The following is a 17,727-nucleotide window of genomic DNA, read 5'->3' as shown; positions in this document are numbered from 1 at the left end:
TTTCTTGCCCGTCAGCAGGTTCGCTGACGGGCACTCTGCCTTTACGGCGTTATAAATCCGATAACGCCTGACGCAAATTCACTTCCCCTGCAGCTTCATCAGCAAGATCCAATACCCCTTCCAGATCGTCGAGATGTTCCTGCATGATTTCTGCCGCCTGAGTGTTGTCGCCGGCTTCCAGCGCATCAATGATTGCCTGATGCTCATCGCACTGGCATGAAGGGACTTCGTTGCGCTGATACAGCGCGACAATCAGGGAACTGCGCACCATCAGATTCGCCAGAATTTCACTGAGCACTTCGTTACCTGAAATTTCGCCCAGTATCAGGTGAAACTGACTTAATTCCCGCACCACGGCGCGGCGGTCTTCAGACTGTACCGCTTCACGCTCTCCGCGCAAATGGGCGGTGATCCGCTGACGATGGCGACGGATAACATCCGGTCCGATGCATTCAACAATGGCGCGTTCAATAGCACGGCGGGCAATAAAGACTTCGCGCGCCTCTTTCGCCGTGGGCTGAGCCACCATGGCGCCGCGGTTTGGTTCGATAGTGACAATACGCTGTAAAGCCAGACGTTGTAACGCCACCTGAACATGATTGCGGTTAGCGCTGAGTGCCTCAACAAGCTGTGATTCAACCAGACGTGTTCCGGGACGCAGGCGTTGCTGAGCGATGGCTTTTGATAAAACGTCGACAATGCGCTGAACTTCCAGCTGCTTGGCGGTTGTAGTTGGATTACTCATGGAATGCTAAATGGCCTCTTTCTGGCAGTTTCCCTGCACGCTAACATCAACCGTTTGCTTTCGTCATTAGTAAATGTCGTGCAGTCTCAAATCATGCAAAAAATCTCTGAAAATAGCACTTAACATTCATAATAATTATCATTCCAGCACACATTCCCAATATCCCCGCGATGACCTTCCGTATCCTTGTCGTACCTCACGCTACGCAGATAAATGTTCAGAACATGTAAAGTAAGCGCATCAACGTATTGAAAACAGGGCAATAATGAAACACACACTTTTGAAGCATTTACTCAATTTTATCGTACTAGCACTGGGAGCCGTCTTTACCGCACTGGTCATCTGGCTGGATGTGGCTGTATTTAAAGACGGTGTGCAGGAAATTTCCGCCACTGAAATTCTGCAGGAACTGACACTGCTGGCCATCAGCGGACTGTTTTTCCTGCAGGCCAAAAAACATCCGGCGTTGCGCGGCGGCATGATCCTGATTGGCGGGTTCTTCTTCTGTATGCTCATTCGTGAACTCGACGCCTTATTTGACCAGATCCACTACGGCTCATGGGTCTATTTTGCCAGCCTGATCGCGGTCTATTGTATTGTCTGGGCCTGTATCACCCCGAAAACCAGCCTGCGCGGATTGTCTGCTTTTCTTGCTCATCCGGCCTGCCACTATATGGTTTGCGGTCTGGTGTTGATCCTGGTCTTTTCCCGGGTCTTCGGAATGAACATTATCTGGAAAGCCGTGATGCAAGGCGACTATGTGCGGGAAGTTAAAAATATTGTCGAAGAAGGCACCGAAATGATGGGTTACCTGTTGTGTCTGGGTTCTGCCATTGCTTTCCGGAAACGCAGTGAGCCGCTTAAAACCCTGTAGGATAATATCTGTAAAAAAGATATCGGCTAAAACTACACCTGCTGCGCGTTTGTGCAGCAGGTGTAGTTGATTCATACCCGCCATGGCAAGACGCCTTCAGGAAGACGACGCGCGAACAGCGAGGCCAGCAGCATAAATCCCAGCACGACGCCAATCATCAGACATCCCACCGCAGCGGCCAGCGTTGATGAACCGCCTTCATCCAGAAAGACAATCATCGGCCCGAGGGTTTGCGTTCCTGACGTCACCAGCAAAATTGACACCTGAATTTCATTGAGTGCGGTAAGAAACACCAGAATAGATCCGGCCATCGCCGAGGGCGCGGCCAGTGGCATCAGGATATCGCGCATTCTTCTCAGGAATCCCGCCCCAAAGATTTGCGCGGCCTCATCCAGCGAGCGTTCGATCTGGGCGAATCCGGCCAGCGTCGGCCGTAACACCAGCGCCATAAAATTCGAAAGATACGCAGCCAGAATGATCCACAGGGTGCCGTAAAGGCTGATATGCAGCAACGGCAGTGGCCTGAGGAAAAACAGGATCGCCGCAATACCCGTGACAATCCCCGGCAAGGCATACGCCAGTTCCGTGGATAACTGCAAAATACGCACCAGCCGCGTGCGTTGCCAGCTGAGAAAATAGGCCAGAAACAGCGAAGCCAATGTCAGTATCAGCGCGGTCATTACGGTCAGACCCAGACTGGTCATAAATGCGTGACGGATAGCAGGATAGCCATACAATGCATTAGCGTAATTGCTCAGCGTCAGGCTCTGTATCGTCAGAGCCTGACCAAAGCCTGTCGTCAGTGAGGTGGTCAGCAACGCGGAAAGCGGCAGCATGAGTGTCAGCAACATCCATACCCATACGGCAACCTCAACCGGCAAACGCCAGCGACCCAGTGACTGATGCAACGCCCGCGGCGTACCGGTGACCCGCACATCCTGACGCCCGCCGAGCCAGCGGCTGAATATCAGTCCGGCCAGCGTAATAGCGGCAATCAGTAATGAAAGCACGGCCATATCCGCCAGCGCCGATGTGCCCACGCTGTTGAGTTGCTGATAAACCAGCGTGATAAGTGTCGGGATACGTCCCGGAATACCGAGCATCGCCTGAATACCGAAATTACCGGCGGAGGTGACAAAAGAGAGTGCCGCACCTGCAAAAATAGCCGGACGTACCAGCGGCAAAATCACCGTAAACTGTACCCGCCAGGGTTTTGCCCCACCGCTGCGTGCCGCTTCCACCAGTTCGGCCGGTAACCTGCGTAATCCGGCACGCACCATCAGAAACACCAGCGGCGCATTATGCAGCCCCAGCAAAACAACAATGCCGGTCATTGAATATATCGGTGAAGGTGAACCGGCGGGTAAACTGAGTCCCAGAAATTGCAAAACCGGGCTCGACGGTGAAAGTGCCTGCACCCACGCCAGTGCCGTCACTTGCGGCGGGATCATCAGCGGCAGAATAAACGTAAATACCCACGCCTGCTTGCCGCGCAGATTAGTCAGCGCAATCAGCAGCGCCGCCACTGTCCCCAGCAGCATCGCCAGAAACGTGGAAACGACGGCAATCGTCAGGGTATTCATCGTGGCGATCACCACTTTGCGGGTACCCAGCAGATGCGTCAACCGCGTGAGGTCCGGAACGCCATCGGGTGCGATTGCCGCCCATACCAGCCGCGTGAGAGGCGCAATCGATAATATGCCTATCAACAGCGTCAGTCCCCAGAGCACCACTTTCTCACTGCCCGGCCACCCACGGCGCAAAGGGGGTATCCGGCGCTGGATTTCACTCATTGCGCTCATTGATGGGTCCTTTGTGCTGTCAGCCACCAAAGATTTCAGTGAATCTGGCGCGGACTTCTTTGTCATCTGCAACCGCTTTATCTGAATCGAGAGTCAGCAGTTTGATCGAATCCATCGGAGCAAATCCTTCAGGTGCCGCAACACTGGCATCAATCGGGCGGTTGCCCTGCTTCGCCACCAGTTGCTGGCCCTGTGGCGATAACATGAAATCGACAAACGCTTTGGCTGCCGGCACGTTATGTGCCCCGGAAAGTATCGCGACCGGTTCTGTCACAAAAGAAGCCCCTTCTTTCGGATAAACCAGATCTATCGGTGAGCCCTGCTTTTTGGCACGGATGATATCGGCGTCCGTGATCACCCCGTATTTCGCCATTCCGCTGGCGACCGCCTTCAGTGCAGGACCGTTGCCGCCTTCCGGTGTAATGCCGTTTGCCGCCAGTTTCTGATAGAACGCCCAGCCAATGTCAGGCGTATTGATCGCCGTATGCAGATGATATAACGCCGCGCCGGAATACAGCGGGCTTGGCACGGCTACCTGACCTTTGTTTTGCGGATCGGTCAGCGCCATCCAGCTGTCGGCAGGTTTGGCATTTTTAGTGTTAAAGGCAATCACGGTGGCAATGATTTTGGTGCCAAACCAGGTTTTATCTTTGTCATAGTAATTCGCGCTGATATTCCCCACGGGCGCGTCGGCATAAGCCATCAGCTTACCGTCTTTTTTCAGCGCACCCAGATTGATGGAATCCGCGACCAGCAGCACATCTGCTTTCACATCACCCGCCATCATTTCCGTCTGCAACACATTCATTAACTGCGTGGTGCCGTTACGCGTCCATTCCACCTGTATATTCGGGTTAGCGGCTTTAAATGCATCGATGGTCTGTTGCGCAATTTCAGGTGCCTGCGAGGTATAAATCACCAGCTTGCCTGACGCAGTGTCTGCGGCGAATGCCGGAACTGACAGCGCGACAGTCAGAGCCAAAGTGGCAGATGTGCGTTTTATCTTATTCAACATGTGCATAGCCCTGTTTTTATGAAATGAAAATTACTGAGGAATGATCCAGCCGTCAGTGATGATAAAAGTGACATTGTCACCCACCTGCCACAGTCTGCCGTCAGGTGAATGCAGTGATAGCCGCAGTTCCGGGGCGCTGAAGGGTTCAACGTCATACTGATGATATCCCCCGCGAAAAATCACCCTGGTGATCCGGGCAGCGATACCCGTTTCACCGGGCTGGGCAAAACGTAAATCGGCGGCATGAACACACACTTGTGCGCGGGCAACCGCTGTCTGGTCAGGTGATGCCCGCAAGCGGACGCGCCTGCCCAGAATCTCAGCCAGAGCACTGCCGCTTTCTGCCGGCAGGATGTTCTGTGCCGGGATAACGCGACCGTCATCGATAAAAGTCGCGACCATGGGGTTAGCCGGTTCCCGGTATAACGTTTGCGGTGTCGCGAACTGCATAACCTTACCTTCATTCATCACCACAACGCGGTCAGCAATCGCCATGGCTTCCTGCTGGTCGTGGGTGATATACAGCAACGTCGCGCCGGTGTGCTGATGAAAACGGCTGAACTCCTCCTCCATCGCCGCACGCAAATGCACATCGAGATTCGCCAGCGGCTCATCCAGCAGCACCACGCCGGGGCGTGTCACCAGACAGCGCGCCAGAGCCACACGCTGACGCTGACCGCCGGACAGGTCAGACGGCCGGCGCGTCGCATAATCCCCTAAACCGACCAGCGTCAGCGCATCCTGCGTTCTTGTGCGGCGTTCATTACGATCCATTCCCGCCACTTTCAGGCTGTACGCCACGTTCTCTTCAACGGACATGTGCGGCCATAGCGCGTAATTCTGAAACACCATGCCCAGATCACGCTTCTCCGGCGCCACATGGATGTCAGGGGAAGAAAACAGACGATCTCCCACGGTGATCGTGCCGCTGCTGACCGGTTCAAAGCCGGCGATGGTGCGCAGTAATGTCGTTTTCCCACAGCCGGAGGGCCCGAGCACCGCGACGAACTCGCCGTGCCGGATATGCAATGAGACATCATTTAACACCGGCTGGGTGGTGAAGGATTTGCTCAGGTGGGAGATCTGAATAGCAGACATGCGTCGGAGGTTTCCTCAGTGCGGCACTGGCCTGTTCGATGAGGAAACAAATTACTGCGGTTTTGTGACTGTTTTATGAACCGGTGGAGAAGGTTTGGTTTTGACAGATGTTTCAGTGAGTTATTTTTTGCGAGACATCGCGGAGGAAAATACCGTCCTTCGGATCACGGTGAAAAAGAGGGACAGAATGCCGGTTCGTGATCACACGAAACGGCGGAAGCAGGCAGAAATACGAGACGGCTTCCGGTTTGAAAATAATCATAAATGATTACTTCCTATTTGAACAAAGAGTAATCATACTCCACCGCAAGGAAAGCGATTGTGTACGACGTAACCCTGTTGCCCTGTGCGCAGAAAACACTTCTGAAATTGCCTATGACACTTTATGCCGCTGTCGTTGATGCACTGGAAGATCTTGAGAACTACGGAGCTGATCTGCAAGAACCCTTAGTAAGATATGTTGGAAAAGGATTACGAGAGATTCGGGTTACCAGCCGGGATGGTCTGGGCAGAGCGTTTTACTTTTTTATGAAGGGTCGCCGTATTTATGTCGTCCATATACTTCATAAAAAGACGGATAAGACGCCTCCCGAAGATTTAGAGCTGGCTATAAAACGTATGAAAACGGTCAAAAGGAATGAAGCATGATTGACGATGATGATGACTATGAACTGATCCCCTTGAGCGTGGTGAAAGCGGAAGCGATGAAGAATCCCGAATTTGTCGCCGCTTACGCCGCCCACAAAATGCATAAAAAAATGGTCGCAGATCTTAAAGCCATGCGAATTGCAGAATCCCTGACACAGGATGACATTGCACGGCGCACCGGGCTTAAAAAGCAAAATATTAGTCGCCTGGAAAACGGTGTCGCGTCCCCAACTCTGACCACCATCAGCCGTTACGCCGTCGCGCTAGGCGGTACCTTTGATTTCAGAAAACTCAGCTGACCACCTGATTGTGCGCGCCATACGCGGCAATAAACTCTCCGGCAATGGCTACGGCGATTTCGGCGGGGAGTTTGCCACGTACATCAGGCAGCCCGACCGGACAGCGCATTCTTGTCAGTTGCTCATCAGAAATCCCTTTACCCGATAACCGGTAATCGAAGCGTTTACGCTTGGTATCCGAGCCTATCAGTCCGAAATAGCGAAAATCTCCACGTTTGAGGATCTGCTCGCTCAGGGCGAAATCCAGCTGATGATCGTGAGTCAGCACTATGAAATAACTGCCGGCGGGCATCTGCGCCACAGTACATTCGGGTTCTTCATCCACGATGCAGGTAATTTGGGGATCCACTTCCACAGGAAACTCACTGGCACGGGCATCTACCCAGGTAATACGGCACGGCAACGTGCTCAGAATATTCACCAGAGCGCGTCCGACATGCCCCGCGCCGTAGACCACCACATGCGGTTGCGGTTGGCCGAGCGGTTCAAGCAATACCGACGCCATGCCGCCGCAACACTGCCCGAGCCGGGCGCCTAAGGAAAACCGTTCGAAACGGGAGGTTTTCGCTCCCGATGTAAGCATTTCGCGGGCAATGGCGGTCACCTGAAATTCCAGATTACCGCCGCCGAGCGTATAAAATATCTGGTCAGCGGTGATGAGCATTTTACTGCCCGCATCGCGCGGCGTGGAGCCCTGATTCTCCACCAGCGTCGCCACTACGAACGGCTCGCCGCGTCGTTGCAGGTCATGCAGACGGGTTATCCAGTCATCAGTACGCATGGGAACCTCCGTTAACCGGTAACCTTGATGTGATCGGGAGCGTTATAAGTGACAACGTCACCTGTGAATTGCAACTGATTCACGCCGTTGAGCACTCTTTCGGGGGTGGCAGGTGCATCAATATGCGGATGCACCCGGTAATCAGCCAGACTGGCAACGGCGTCTTTAATCGCGCACCAGACAGAGATCCCGAGCATAAACGGCGGTTCACCCACGGCTTTGGAATGGAAAACCGTGTCTTCCGGGTTCTTACGGTTCTCCACCAGTTTCACGCGCAGGTCCTGCGGGATATCGCCAATCGCCGGAATTTTGTAGGCTGCCGGACCACTGGTCATTAACCGCCCTTTGTCGTTCCACACCAGTTCTTCCGTCGTCAGCCAGCCCATGCCCTGGACGAATCCACCTTCAACCTGGCCGATATCAATCGCCGGATTGAGCGAATCGCCAACGTCATGCAGGATATCCGCACGCAGCAGTCTGTATTCCCCGGTCAGCGTATCGACCAGCACTTCCGCGCAGGCTGCGCCGTAGGAGAAGTAATAGAAAGGATGTCCGGCGGCTTTACTGCGGTCATAGAGAATCTTCGGCGTTTTGTAATAGCCGGTGCTGGACAGCGGCACCTGATTCAGCCAGCACTGGTTAGCAACCTGTTCAAAACTAAAATACTGATCTTTAACCCGCACCTGACCGTTACTGAAAGTGATGTCTGATTCCTGCGCATCATAAACACGCATCAGCATCTCAACCATGCGCCCTTTGATGATTTCAGCCGCATTCTGCGCCGCCTTACCATTCAGGTCAGCGCCGGATGAGGCCGCGGTCGGCGAGGTATTCGGCACTTTCCCGGTATCTGTGGCGGTGATCTGAATGCGGCTGATATCCACCTGAAATACCTCCGCGACCACCTGTGCAACTTTGGTGTTCAGCCCCTGTCCCATTTCCGTACCGCCATGGTTGAGCTGAATACTGCCGTCGGTATACACCAGCACCAGCGCCCCCGCCTGATTAAGGAAACTGGCGGTGAATGAAATCCCAAATTTTACCGGCGTCAGCGCCAGCCCTTTTTTCAGGTAGGGATTACTGTGGTTAAATTTCGTGACGGCGTCACGTCTTAGGGCATATTCCGCGCTCTCTTCCAGTTGCGCCGTCATTTCCTGCAACAGGTTTTGGCCCACAGGCTGATGGTAGTGAGTGACGTTGCGGCTTTCCTGACCATAGTAATTGTTCTTACGCACGATCAGTGGATCCAGCCCCAGCTCGCGGGCAATGTGATCGACAATATGCTCAATCGCCACGATTCCCTGCGGGCCTCCAAATCCGCGGTAAGCCGTATTCGACGCCATATTCGTTTTGCAGCGATAACCGGTAATCAGCGCATCGCCGAGGTAATAGGCGTTATCCGAATGGAACATCGCGCGATCGACGATAGAACCGGAGAGATCCAGTGAATAGCCGCAGTTTGCCGCCAGTTTGAGGTCGATGCCGTGAATAATTCCGTCATCGGTGAAACCGACGTCATAGCTGACATGGAAAGGATGGCGCTTACCGGTGATCAGCATGTCATCCTGACGCGCCAGACGCATTTTCGCCGGACGTCCGGTCAGATGCGCCGCCAGTGCCGCAAGGCACGCCGTGCCTGCCGCCTGCGTTTCTTTGCCGCCAAAACCGCCGCCCATACGACGCATATCGACCATCACTTTGTGCATCGGTAAATTAAGCACCGACGCCACCAGTTTTTGCACTTCTGTCGGATGCTGCGTTGAGCTGCAGACCAGCATTGCGCCATCTTCACCTGGCATCACCGAGGCAATCTGTGTCTCAAGATAAAAATGTTCCTGACCGCCAATTTCCAGCTCACCCTGCAAACGGTGCGGCGCACAGGCCAGCGCAATTTCAGCATCGCCGCGTTTATGCTGATGCGGCTCTTCTACATAATGTTCCAGCGCCAGCGCCTGTTTCACAGTCAGCACGGCATCACGCGGCTGATATTCCACTTTCGCCAGCGCGACAGCGGCACGGGCGGCGTCCATTGACGTTGCCGCCACCACCAGCACAATCTGACCGACATACTGCACGGTGCCCTGCGCCATCAGCGGATCGCCATGGGTCAGCGGGGCAATATCCAGATTACCCGGCACATCTTCAGCGGTCATTACCCGCACCACGCCGGGAACGTCGTAACAAGGTGCGGTATCAATATGCAAAATATCTGCGTGGGCGTGCGGGCTGAGCAGCGGCACCAGATGCAGCTGATGAGGGAATTCCAGCCGGTCATCGACATACACCGCTTCGCCGCTGACGTGTTTATCCGCGCTTTCATGCTTCTGGCTTTTGCCGACGCCGCTCTGTAATCCTGCGCGAAACAACGTCTCCATTTCCTGTTGAGAAAGAGCCGGTTTAGATTCAGACATAGTGAGTTACCCGCATCAGGGTTTCAGGAGAAGTCATTTCGATATGACAGCGGCGCAAAAGGTTTTTCGCCACCTGCATACGGTATTCGCGAGTGGCACGGAAATCGCTGATCGGCGTGAAATCCAGTCCGAGCGCCTGACAGGCACGCTCGACAGTCGCCGTTTGCCACGGCTGACCGAGTAATTGTGCCTCGCAGGAGATGGCGCGCTTCGCCACTTCAGCCATCCCGCCGAACGCGATGCGGGCATGTATCACCACACCGTTTTTCACTTCGATGTGTAAAGCCGCACAGACGGCGGAAATATCATCCTCCAGCCGTTTAGACACTTTATAAATACGCAACTGGCGTGACGCTGAAGGGTTGCGCGGGATGCGTATTTGCTCAATAAATTCGCCCGGCTGTAACGCCGTTTTGCGATAACCGAGGAAGAACTGATCGAGCGGCAATTCGCGTTGTTCCGCGCCTCGCCGCAATAACAACGAAGCATCCAGCGCCAGCAACACCGGCCCGCCGTCACCGATGGGCGAACCGTTGGCAATGTTGCCGCCAAAGGTGCCCTGATTGCGGATCTGCTGCGAGGCAAAGCGTTCAAGCAATTCGCCGAATTCTGGGAATTCATCGTGTAAGACCGGCATACAGTCACTCAGCGGTGCCGCTGCGCCAATATGAATAGCCTGACCGGTCAGCGTAATCATTTTGAGTTCAGGAATATGACTCAGTGAAATCAGCTTCGGCAGACGCTGATAGCGCTGGGTCACTTCCAGCGCCAGATCGGTGCCGCCGGCCACCAGTCGGGAATCTGGTTCGGCAAGATAACGTCCGGCCAGTTCATTAATACTCACCGGTTCTGCGGTGGCTGAAATAGTACGAAGCTTGTCCAGCGTCAGCCGGGCATCGGCATCAAACTGATCTGGTTGCGGCGCGTCACAAATGGCTTTCGCCGCATCCATGATCGGCCGGTAACCGGTGCAGCGACAAAGATTGCCGGAAAGCGCGTGCCGGGTCTGTGTCACGCTAAACGCTTGTTGTTGTTTTTCCAGTGCAAACAGAGACATCACAAACCCCGGCGTGCAGAAACCGCACTGCGACGCGTGATTATCTACCATCGCCTGCTGCACGTGATGCAGTTCGCCACGATGTTTGAGATCTTCTACGGTGATCAGCTGTTTGCCATGCACCGCGGGCATAAATGTCAGACAGGCATTGACGGTCCGGTAGGACAGCGCATCCCCTTCCGGTTCTGCCAGCACCACCGTACAGGCTCCGCAGTCACCGGAAGCACACCCTTCTTTGGTGCCGCAGCGCCCTGCATCGCGGCGCAGGTATTGTAATACCGTCGTGTCAGCGGGCAGATTTTCCGTGTGGATCCTGCCGTTCATCAGAAATTGGATCATGCGCAGTCTCCTGTCTTACAGCCATTCAGAATCAGTGTCGTCACTTCATCGATAATGTGTTCGCGCGCCTGTTCATCGCCTTCAAAATTGCCGTACATGTGTTTCACCTGCACCGCAAAATCGGCGTAATACTGCGTCACCGCCCAGATATGCATGATGAAAAGACGGGCATCCAGCGCGCGGATTTTTCCCTGCTCAATCCACTGATGGATCAGGTTCTCTTTGCCAATAATGTTCTGCGTGGCCTGCGGCCAGTATTTATGAAGATAGTGACCGCCGCCGAGCACTTCGCTGGTGAAAATGCGCGACAGTTCGGGCTGATCAAAACTGAAATTGAGTTTGTTACGGATATAACGACTCAGTACCGCTTGCGGCTCGCTTAGCGACGAGTCGAACTGAATGATGTCGCCCCAGACTTTCAGCACTTTCTGCAAGAGTTCTTCGTACAACTCTTCTTTCCCGGTGATGTAATAGTGCAGCTGGGCTTTTTTGATCCCCGCGCGCTGAGCAATGGCCTGGGTCGTCGCGCCCTGAAAGCCCTTTTCGCTGAATTCTGCAATGGCGGCGGCATGGATATTCTCTAATGTTCGTTCACGTGCGACGCGGACTTTGCCGCCGGTTTCATTGTTCATCATGCTGAACGTTCCTCCGGCAAAGCATCGCGCGCATAGACCTGTTCGCCATCGACATACGTGCAGTAAACATTGCGGTCGTCGCCCAGCGTCATCAGCACAAACAGCTTTTCCGCAAGCGTATTGCTGTTGGAGGCGCGCAATTTTTGTAATGCACTGACACCCGGTTCGAGAACCACGAAATCGGCCTCTTTACCGGCGTTAAAATTGCCAATTTTGTCATCGAGATGCAGCGCCCGTGCGCCGCCGAGTGTGGCGTGATAGAAGGCTTCGAAGGCGGATAAACGGTAGCGCTGAAGTTGTCCGACTTTATAAGCTTCCGACAGTGTTTCCAGCATATTGAAGGTGGTACCCGCGCCGACGTCCGTGCCCATCCCGACGCGCACCTGCTTCTGCCAGGATTTCTGCAAATTAAACAGGCCGCTGCCCAGAAACAGGTTGGACGTTGGACAAAAAGCAATAGCCGAACCGGTGTCGCGCAGGCAATCCCATTCGCTGTCATCCAGATGCAGACAGTGCGCAAATACACAGCGTTCGCCGGTCAGACCGTACTGATGATAAACGTCGAGATAATGCTGATGTTCCGGGTGCATCTCTTTCACCCACGACAGCTCGGCAACGTTTTCACTCAGATGGGTATGCATGAAGACATCGGGGAATTCTTGTTTCAGCAGACGGACTTTTTGCAACAGTTCCGGCGAAGATGTCGGCGCAAAACGCGGTGTCAGCGCGTAGCTCAGGCGCTGACGGTTGTGCCAGCGCGCAATCAGGGCCCGCGTGTCACGCTCGCTTTCTTCGGGGGTTTCCAGCAAGGCATCAGGGGCATTTTTGTCCATCATCACTTTGCCCGCCACCAGGCGCATATTGATGTCGGACGCTTCTTTAAACAGCGCATCGACCGACTGCGGATGTACGGTGCCAAACACCAGCGCCGTGGTGGTGCCGTTGAGTAACAGCTGATCAAGGAAGAATTTCGACATGCGCCTGGAATAATCTGCGCAGTGATATTGCTGTTCAGTCGGGAAGGTATATCGGGTCAGCCACTCGAGCAGTTGCTCGCCGTAAGCGCCGATCATTTCAGTTTGCGGATAATGAATATGTGTATCGACGAAACCGGGCACGATCAGTTTGTCGCGATAATCATCGATTTCCAGACCGGCGGTTTTTTGTGCCAGTGCCAGCAGGCCCTCACCCTCCTGCCAGCTGCCCAGCCAGACGATATGCCCGCCGCTGAGCAACATCAGGCCGTCTTCGATATAACGCACCTGCGCTTCAAAATCTTCCGGCCGCAACACCGGCTCGCGGATATCGAAGAAATTACCGCGAACGGCGCGGGTGATGATCTGACTCATGGCATTGTCCTTCTCTGCAACGTTCACGTTCATGATTGATAACAGAACACTTGCAAAGCTTATGCCAAATCTGACCAACTGGTCAGACCGTCCGGATGTTTTTAAGGCTGGAGGAAACTCTACTTCAGTAACACCTCATATTGCGGGTTGAATTCGTCGAAGATCGGCAGTGCCGCCGCACCCAATGCTGCCGTGTCACTGCCGGACATGCCGAGGCGGATGCGGCTGCTCTGTGCATAGCGGCTGCGGACCGAACTGTAGAGTGGCGTAAGACGCTGAATCAGCTTCTCAACCAGGGGTTTAGGCATGGTTCCGCCGATAACCACGCTCTGCGCATCAAACACACATTCCATAATATTGATGGCCTGCAACGCCGGTTCAGCAGCGGTATCGAGCCATTTATCAAACAGTTTTTCATCCACTTTAAGCAGGTCTTCCGGCATCGCAGACATCGGATCCAAACCGCAGGCTTCGTACGCCGCCTGCAAAGAAACATAGCGTTCCAGGCAACCTTTGTTGCCGCAATAGCATTCCCGCCCGCCCGGTTGCACCACAATGTGGCCGACCTCGCCCGCATTGTGTGCATGACCGGTGTAAATCCGCCCGTCAGTGAAGATGCCGGCGCCGAGTCCGGTGCCGATATACAGATACACAAACGACGATAATTGCTTAGCCACACCGTGAAAACGCTCACCAATGGCGGCGACGGTGGCATCGTTTTCCAGCGTCACCGGCCAGCCGGTCGCGGCGCTTAAACGGGCTTCAATATCAACATTATCCCAGCCGTGCAGCGTGGTCGGCCCTTGTGAAGAAATCCCTTCCACGCCAAACGGTCCGGGCATCACCACGCCGACACCCAGAATTTTTCGCCAGTCAATTTTCACCTGTTGGCGCATTTCTTGCACAACCTGATCGATAAGAGCCAGCGTGGGCTCTGGCTGAGGTTTCTGCACATGGATCAGTTTGCGAAAGCGGACGGTTCCGGTCAGATCCACCAGCACAATCAGCAGCGACTGATGATCAAGATGGATGCCGATGGAATAGGCGCTGTCAGGATTGAGTGTCAGTGGCGTTGCTGGTTGACCACGCCCTCCCGCCCGGCGCGGCAAGTGGGAAGACAAAATCCCTGCCTGCTCGAGTTCGGTAGCGATGTTAGAAACGGTTTGTGGGGTCAGTGACGTCAGCCGGGCAATTTCTGCACGGGTGAGTTCACCATTGAGGCGAATGGCTTCTATCACCACCCGACGATTGTGAGCACGGGCGTGCTCAAGATTGGTGCCAGACGTTGTTATCACGTGCCTCTCCACAGTGAAGACCTTGCGGGCAAGTATGTGGCGACTGATTACAGCAATCAAATTGATTTAATAAATAACACAATATGAATATGACGGTGCCATCACAGCTTTGAATGTTATTGCCATGTTAATAATAATCGCCAGTCACTATTCGCTTTCCAATGTTTTTAAGATTCACCTTCAGATCCAGTAGCACAATCCGGCAGGGACGCAGGGTTACCTCAGTGGTATCCCATTTTTTTTAGCCTATTAAAGCAATCAAATTGATTTAATAAACTTAACCCTGTTTCGGAGAATGACGATGAGCCTACGACTTACCCCTGCGGCCACCCTGTGCGCCCTCTCTGCTCTCACACTGGGATATTCTGTCAATGCACTGGCGGAAACCACGCTGAGTGCCCTGTTTATGACCCAGGCTGCGTACAGCGAAGCGGATATCCGTGCCATGACTGCAGATTTCACTAAGCAGCATCCGGATATCAAAGTAAATCTGGAATTTGTTCCCTACGAAGCGCTGCATGACAAAATCGTTGCCGCACGCGGTGCCGGAGACAAAGGCTACGATGTGGTGTTATTCGATGCCATCTGGCCCGCTGAATTCAACAAATACGGCCTGTTGCAGGACGTAACGGCACGTATTCCTGCCGACGAAAGCAGCAAGATTTTTGATGGCGCGATTTCTACCGTCACCTACAAAGACAAACGCTGGGGGATGCCGTGGATCCTCGATACTAAATATCTGTATTACAACAAAGCCATGCTGGCTAAAGCCGGGATCACTACCCCGCCGGCTACCTGGGCTGACGTTGAGAAGCAATCTGAGATCCTGAAAGAAAAAGGCATCGTGAAATATCCGCTGGTCTGGAGCTGGTCACAGTCCGAAGCGCTGCTGTGCGACTACACCACGCTGGTTTCCGCGTTTAAAGGCGATTTCTACAAAGACGGCAAGCTGAACTTCACCAACTCCGGCGCGATGAAAGCCATCAGTTACATGAAAGAGACGCTGGATAAAGGGCTGACCAACCCGAATTCCCGCGAATATCTGGAAGAAGATGTGCGTAAGTCATTTTCCAACGGCGACGCCGCTTTCGCGCTGAACTGGACCTACATGTACAACATGGCCAACGACCCGAAACAGAGCAAAGTCGCGGGTGACGTCGGGGTAATTCCGGCTCCGGGTGAAACCGCAGGCGGCGCTTCAGGCGTTAACGGTTCGATGGGGCTGGGCATTGCTAAAGCCAGTGCGCATCCGGATCAGGCGTGGGAATACATCAGCTACATGACCTCGCAACCGGTGCAAAACAAATACGCCAAACTGAGCCTGCCAATCTGGAAATCTTCTTATGAAGATCCGGCAGTACAGAAAGATCAGGAACAACTGATCGCGGCGGCGAAAACCTCGCTGAACGTGATGTTGTCTCGCCCTGTGACGGCGGATTATTCGCGTCTCTCCAATATATTGCAGCAAAACATTCAGGCGGTATTGCAGGGTAAAACCCCGGCAAAAGACGGTATGGAAGCCGCAACAACCGCCGCTGACCGTTTACGTTAAGTTTTTTTAAAAGCCAACACAACGCCCCGAAGGCTCCTGCCTGACGGGCGCACCAACACCACGGAAATTCATTATGTTGACTTTACCCCAACGCGAGCGCCGTCAGGCCTGGCTGCTTCTGGCACCCATGCTGTTGATGATGTTTCTGCTGACTGCCTGGCCACTCGCCCGCACGCTGTGGCTCAGTTTTACCGATGCCGGCCTGATTGGTGACGGTTCTGCGCCCAACTGGGTGGGCAGCGATAATTTTATCTATGCCCTGACGGATCCTGATTTTCGCGCCGCCCTCTGGCGCACGCTCTATTTCACCGTAGTTTCCGTGATGACCGAAGGCATTATCGGGGTACTGGTGGCGCTGCTGCTGAATCAGCCATTCCGGGGGCGCAGCGCACTGCGCGTGCTGGTGATCTTGCCATGGGCTCTGCCGACTATCGTCAACGCCACCATGTGGCGGCTGAACTTTAATCCCGATTACGGCAGCATCAACGCCCTGCTTTCCCAGCTCGGGCTGATTGACACTTACCGCAGCTGGCTGGGTGATCCGTCTTCCGCCATTAACGCAGTAATGTTTGCCGATATCTGGAAAAACTATCCGCTGATCACCCTGCTGGTACTCGCGGCGCTGCAAACTATTCCGGAGGATTTGTTCGAAGCCGCACGGCTGGACGGCGCATCGGCTTTCCGTCGTTTTCGCAAAATTACTCTGCCGGCGATTGCCGCGCCGCTGGCCGTCGCGCTTATTCTGCGCACCATCGACGCATTTAAAGTATTCGACATCATTTATGTGATGACCCGCGGTGGCCCGCTCGACAGCACGAAAACTGTCAGCTTCTTTGTCTATCAGGAATCTTTCAGCTATCTGCGTGCAGGCAGCGGTGCGGCTTACGCCATTCTCATGACGCTGATCTGTGCCCTGCTTATTCTGATTTATATGGTGATGCTATTGCGCCAGCGTCGCTCAGGGAGCACCGAATGAAACAGAAAATCCGGCTCGTTTTACGCTATCTGGCCGCACTGGTGCTGGCGCTTTCGATTCTTGCGCCGCTGTTGTGGATGTTCCTGATGAGCGTCAGCTCGGCGGAAGATCTGACCCGTATTCCGCTTGAATGGCTGCCGCGCCACTGGGATTTCAGCCGTTACGCCAGCCTGCTGACATTGCAGGCCGGTCAGCCAGGCGCGTTGTTCTTACACGCGCTCGGCAACAGTTTGCTGGTGGCCAGTGGCGCAACGGTGATTTCCCTGTTGCTGGCCATTCCTGCCGCCTACAGTTTTTCCCGTTATCCCGGTCGCGACGGCTGGCTGTTTGGTAGTCTGGCAATTTACATGGTGCCGCCGGTGGCCTTCGTGCTGCCGCTGTACTTCATTCTGGAAAAACTGACCCTGCTGAACACGCATATCGGGCTGATCCTGGTGTATTGCTCGATGATTTTGCCGTTCCTGACCTGGATGCTGAAAAACCAGTTTGACGCGTTGCCGGTGGATATCGAACAGGCCTCACGCCTCGACGGACTTCGTTACTGGCAGGTATTGCTGCGCATCACATTACCGCTGGCAAAACCGGCGCTGGGGGCTTCCGCGATGTTCGGCTGGCTGCTGGCATGGGATGAATTTTTCTACGCGTTGCTGTTTACCAACAATATCAACGCCCAGACACTGCCGGTGACTATCGCTGGTTTCACTGCCGGGCGCGCTACCGATGACGGACTGATTGCCGCCGTTGGCATTCTTGCGGCCATTCCGCCGCTCTTTATTGCGCTCTGGCTGCAAAAAACACTGGTCAGCGGGTTAACCGCCGGCGGCAGCAAGGGCTGATTATGAACATCAGGG

General features: G+C 54.2%; 16 protein-coding genes. 6 read left to right on the top strand and 10 right to left on the bottom strand.

Going from position 1 to position 17,727, the window contains the following annotated elements; genetic code table 11:
• Positions 1-49: 49 nt before the first annotated feature.
• Positions 50-745: a GntR family transcriptional regulator gene (locus tag J1778_RS12465; RefSeq protein ID WP_217173429.1), complete on the bottom strand. Its 696-nt coding sequence runs from the start codon at positions 743-745 to the stop codon at positions 50-52.
• Positions 746-1,010: 265 nt separating this feature from the next.
• On the opposite strand from J1778_RS12465, the gene J1778_RS12460 reads away from it, so the two are divergent.
• Positions 1,011-1,619 (top strand): hypothetical protein, encoded by a 609-nt coding sequence (locus J1778_RS12460; RefSeq protein ID WP_217173428.1) that lies wholly within the window; start codon positions 1,011-1,013, stop codon positions 1,617-1,619.
• 71 nt (positions 1,620-1,690) lie between these two features.
• Here the strand turns inward: J1778_RS12460 and J1778_RS12455 are convergent, their stop codons facing one another.
• Genes J1778_RS12455 through J1778_RS12445 form a run of 3 tightly spaced genes read right to left on the bottom strand, consistent with a single transcriptional unit; the run spans position 1,691 to position 5,534 of the window.
• Positions 1,691-3,421 carry an ABC transporter permease gene (locus J1778_RS12455; RefSeq protein WP_217173427.1) on the bottom strand — a complete coding sequence of 577 codons (1,731 nt, stop codon included), beginning with the start codon at positions 3,419-3,421 and terminating at the stop codon, positions 1,691-1,693.
• 19 nt (positions 3,422-3,440) lie between these two features.
• A complete protein-coding gene (locus J1778_RS12450; protein ID WP_217173426.1) occupies positions 3,441-4,442 on the bottom strand; it encodes an ABC transporter substrate-binding protein in 1,002 nt (333 codons plus the stop codon).
• A gap of 24 nt (positions 4,443-4,466) precedes the next feature.
• On the bottom strand, positions 4,467-5,534 hold the full coding sequence (locus tag J1778_RS12445) for an ABC transporter ATP-binding protein (RefSeq protein ID WP_217173425.1): 1,068 nt from the start codon (positions 5,532-5,534) through the stop codon (positions 4,467-4,469).
• 321 nt (positions 5,535-5,855) lie between these two features.
• On the opposite strand from J1778_RS12445, the gene J1778_RS12440 reads away from it, so the two are divergent.
• Positions 5,856-6,182 carry a type II toxin-antitoxin system RelE/ParE family toxin gene (locus J1778_RS12440; protein WP_338019642.1) on the top strand — a complete coding sequence of 109 codons (327 nt, stop codon included), beginning with the start codon at positions 5,856-5,858 and terminating at the stop codon, positions 6,180-6,182.
• On the top strand, positions 6,182-6,481 hold the full coding sequence (locus J1778_RS12435) for a helix-turn-helix domain-containing protein (RefSeq protein ID WP_217173475.1): 300 nt from the start codon (positions 6,182-6,184) through the stop codon (positions 6,479-6,481). The genes J1778_RS12440 and J1778_RS12435 overlap by 1 nt, the downstream gene beginning before the upstream one ends.
• Here J1778_RS12435 and xdhC read toward each other — a convergent pair.
• The 6 genes from xdhC to J1778_RS12405 form a co-directional block, all read right to left on the bottom strand.
• Entirely contained in the window at positions 6,474-7,262 is a 789-nt protein-coding gene (gene xdhC, locus J1778_RS12430) for a xanthine dehydrogenase accessory protein XdhC (protein ID WP_217173424.1), read from the bottom strand. The two genes, J1778_RS12435 and xdhC, sit on opposite strands and share 8 nt — an antisense overlap.
• An 11-nt stretch (positions 7,263-7,273) precedes the next feature.
• Positions 7,274-9,673 (bottom strand): xanthine dehydrogenase molybdopterin binding subunit, encoded by a 2,400-nt coding sequence (gene xdhB, locus J1778_RS12425; RefSeq protein WP_217173423.1) that lies wholly within the window; start codon positions 9,671-9,673, stop codon positions 7,274-7,276.
• Positions 9,666-11,069, bottom strand: a complete 1,404-nt coding sequence (gene xdhA / locus J1778_RS12420) for a xanthine dehydrogenase small subunit (RefSeq protein WP_217173422.1) — start codon at positions 11,067-11,069, stop codon at positions 9,666-9,668. The genes xdhB and xdhA overlap by 8 nt, the downstream gene beginning before the upstream one ends.
• The gene (locus J1778_RS12415) at positions 11,066-11,704 is read right to left on the bottom strand and encodes a TetR family transcriptional regulator C-terminal domain-containing protein (RefSeq protein WP_217173421.1); all 639 of its coding nucleotides are present in this window, start codon (positions 11,702-11,704) and stop codon (positions 11,066-11,068) included. The genes xdhA and J1778_RS12415 overlap by 4 nt, the downstream gene beginning before the upstream one ends.
• A complete protein-coding gene (guaD, locus tag J1778_RS12410) occupies positions 11,701-13,053 on the bottom strand; it encodes a guanine deaminase (RefSeq protein ID WP_217173420.1) in 1,353 nt (450 codons plus the stop codon). Before guaD ends, J1778_RS12415 begins: the two co-directional genes overlap by 4 nt.
• Positions 13,054-13,172: 119 nt before the next feature.
• Complete coding sequence (locus J1778_RS12405) at positions 13,173-14,345, bottom strand: ROK family transcriptional regulator (protein ID WP_217173474.1); 1,173 nt, start codon at positions 14,343-14,345, stop codon at positions 13,173-13,175.
• A gap of 304 nt (positions 14,346-14,649) precedes the next feature.
• Here J1778_RS12405 and J1778_RS12400 point away from each other — a divergent pair, with 304 nt between their 5' ends.
• The 3 genes from J1778_RS12400 to J1778_RS12390 all read left to right on the top strand — a co-directional run bounded on the left by J1778_RS12400 (position 14,650) and on the right by J1778_RS12390 (position 17,712).
• Positions 14,650-15,900 carry an extracellular solute-binding protein gene (locus J1778_RS12400; RefSeq protein ID WP_217173419.1) on the top strand — a complete coding sequence of 417 codons (1,251 nt, stop codon included), beginning with the start codon at positions 14,650-14,652 and terminating at the stop codon, positions 15,898-15,900.
• A 73-nt stretch (positions 15,901-15,973) separates the two neighbouring features.
• Positions 15,974-16,876 (top strand): carbohydrate ABC transporter permease, encoded by a 903-nt coding sequence (locus J1778_RS12395; protein ID WP_217173418.1) that lies wholly within the window; start codon positions 15,974-15,976, stop codon positions 16,874-16,876.
• Positions 16,873-17,712 carry a carbohydrate ABC transporter permease gene (locus J1778_RS12390; RefSeq protein ID WP_217173417.1) on the top strand — a complete coding sequence of 280 codons (840 nt, stop codon included), beginning with the start codon at positions 16,873-16,875 and terminating at the stop codon, positions 17,710-17,712. The genes J1778_RS12395 and J1778_RS12390 overlap by 4 nt, the downstream gene beginning before the upstream one ends.
• Positions 17,713-17,727: the final 15 nt, after the last annotated feature.

This window comes from Rahnella bonaserana, assembly GCF_019049675.1.
In the GTDB taxonomy this organism is placed as follows: Bacteria; Pseudomonadota; Gammaproteobacteria; order Enterobacterales; family Enterobacteriaceae; genus Rahnella; species Rahnella bonaserana.
Note: the sequence above shows the minus strand (reverse complement) of the source record. Positions and strands in the feature narration are given on the sequence as shown.

Coding starts and splice junctions, on each gene's coding strand:
- J1778_RS12465 (WP_217173429.1), bottom strand. CDS start 745: ATGAGTAATCCAACTACAACCGCCAAGCAGCTGGAAGTTCAGCGCATT.
- J1778_RS12460 (WP_217173428.1), top strand. CDS start 1,011: ATGAAACACACACTTTTGAAGCATTTACTCAATTTTATCGTACTAGCA.
- J1778_RS12455 (WP_217173427.1), bottom strand. CDS start 3,421: ATGAGCGCAATGAGTGAAATCCAGCGCCGGATACCCCCTTTGCGCCGT.
- J1778_RS12450 (WP_217173426.1), bottom strand. CDS start 4,442: ATGCACATGTTGAATAAGATAAAACGCACATCTGCCACTTTGGCTCTG.
- J1778_RS12445 (WP_217173425.1), bottom strand. CDS start 5,534: ATGTCTGCTATTCAGATCTCCCACCTGAGCAAATCCTTCACCACCCAG.
- xdhC (WP_217173424.1), bottom strand. CDS start 7,262: ATGCGTACTGATGACTGGATAACCCGTCTGCATGACCTGCAACGACGC.
- xdhB (WP_217173423.1), bottom strand. CDS start 9,673: ATGTCTGAATCTAAACCGGCTCTTTCTCAACAGGAAATGGAGACGTTG.
- xdhA (WP_217173422.1), bottom strand. CDS start 11,069: ATGATCCAATTTCTGATGAACGGCAGGATCCACACGGAAAATCTGCCC.
- J1778_RS12415 (WP_217173421.1), bottom strand. CDS start 11,704: ATGATGAACAATGAAACCGGCGGCAAAGTCCGCGTCGCACGTGAACGA.
- guaD (WP_217173420.1), bottom strand. CDS start 13,053: ATGAGTCAGATCATCACCCGCGCCGTTCGCGGTAATTTCTTCGATATC.
- J1778_RS12400 (WP_217173419.1), top strand. CDS start 14,650: ATGAGCCTACGACTTACCCCTGCGGCCACCCTGTGCGCCCTCTCTGCT.
- J1778_RS12395 (WP_217173418.1), top strand. CDS start 15,974: ATGTTGACTTTACCCCAACGCGAGCGCCGTCAGGCCTGGCTGCTTCTG.
- J1778_RS12390 (WP_217173417.1), top strand. CDS start 16,873: ATGAAACAGAAAATCCGGCTCGTTTTACGCTATCTGGCCGCACTGGTG.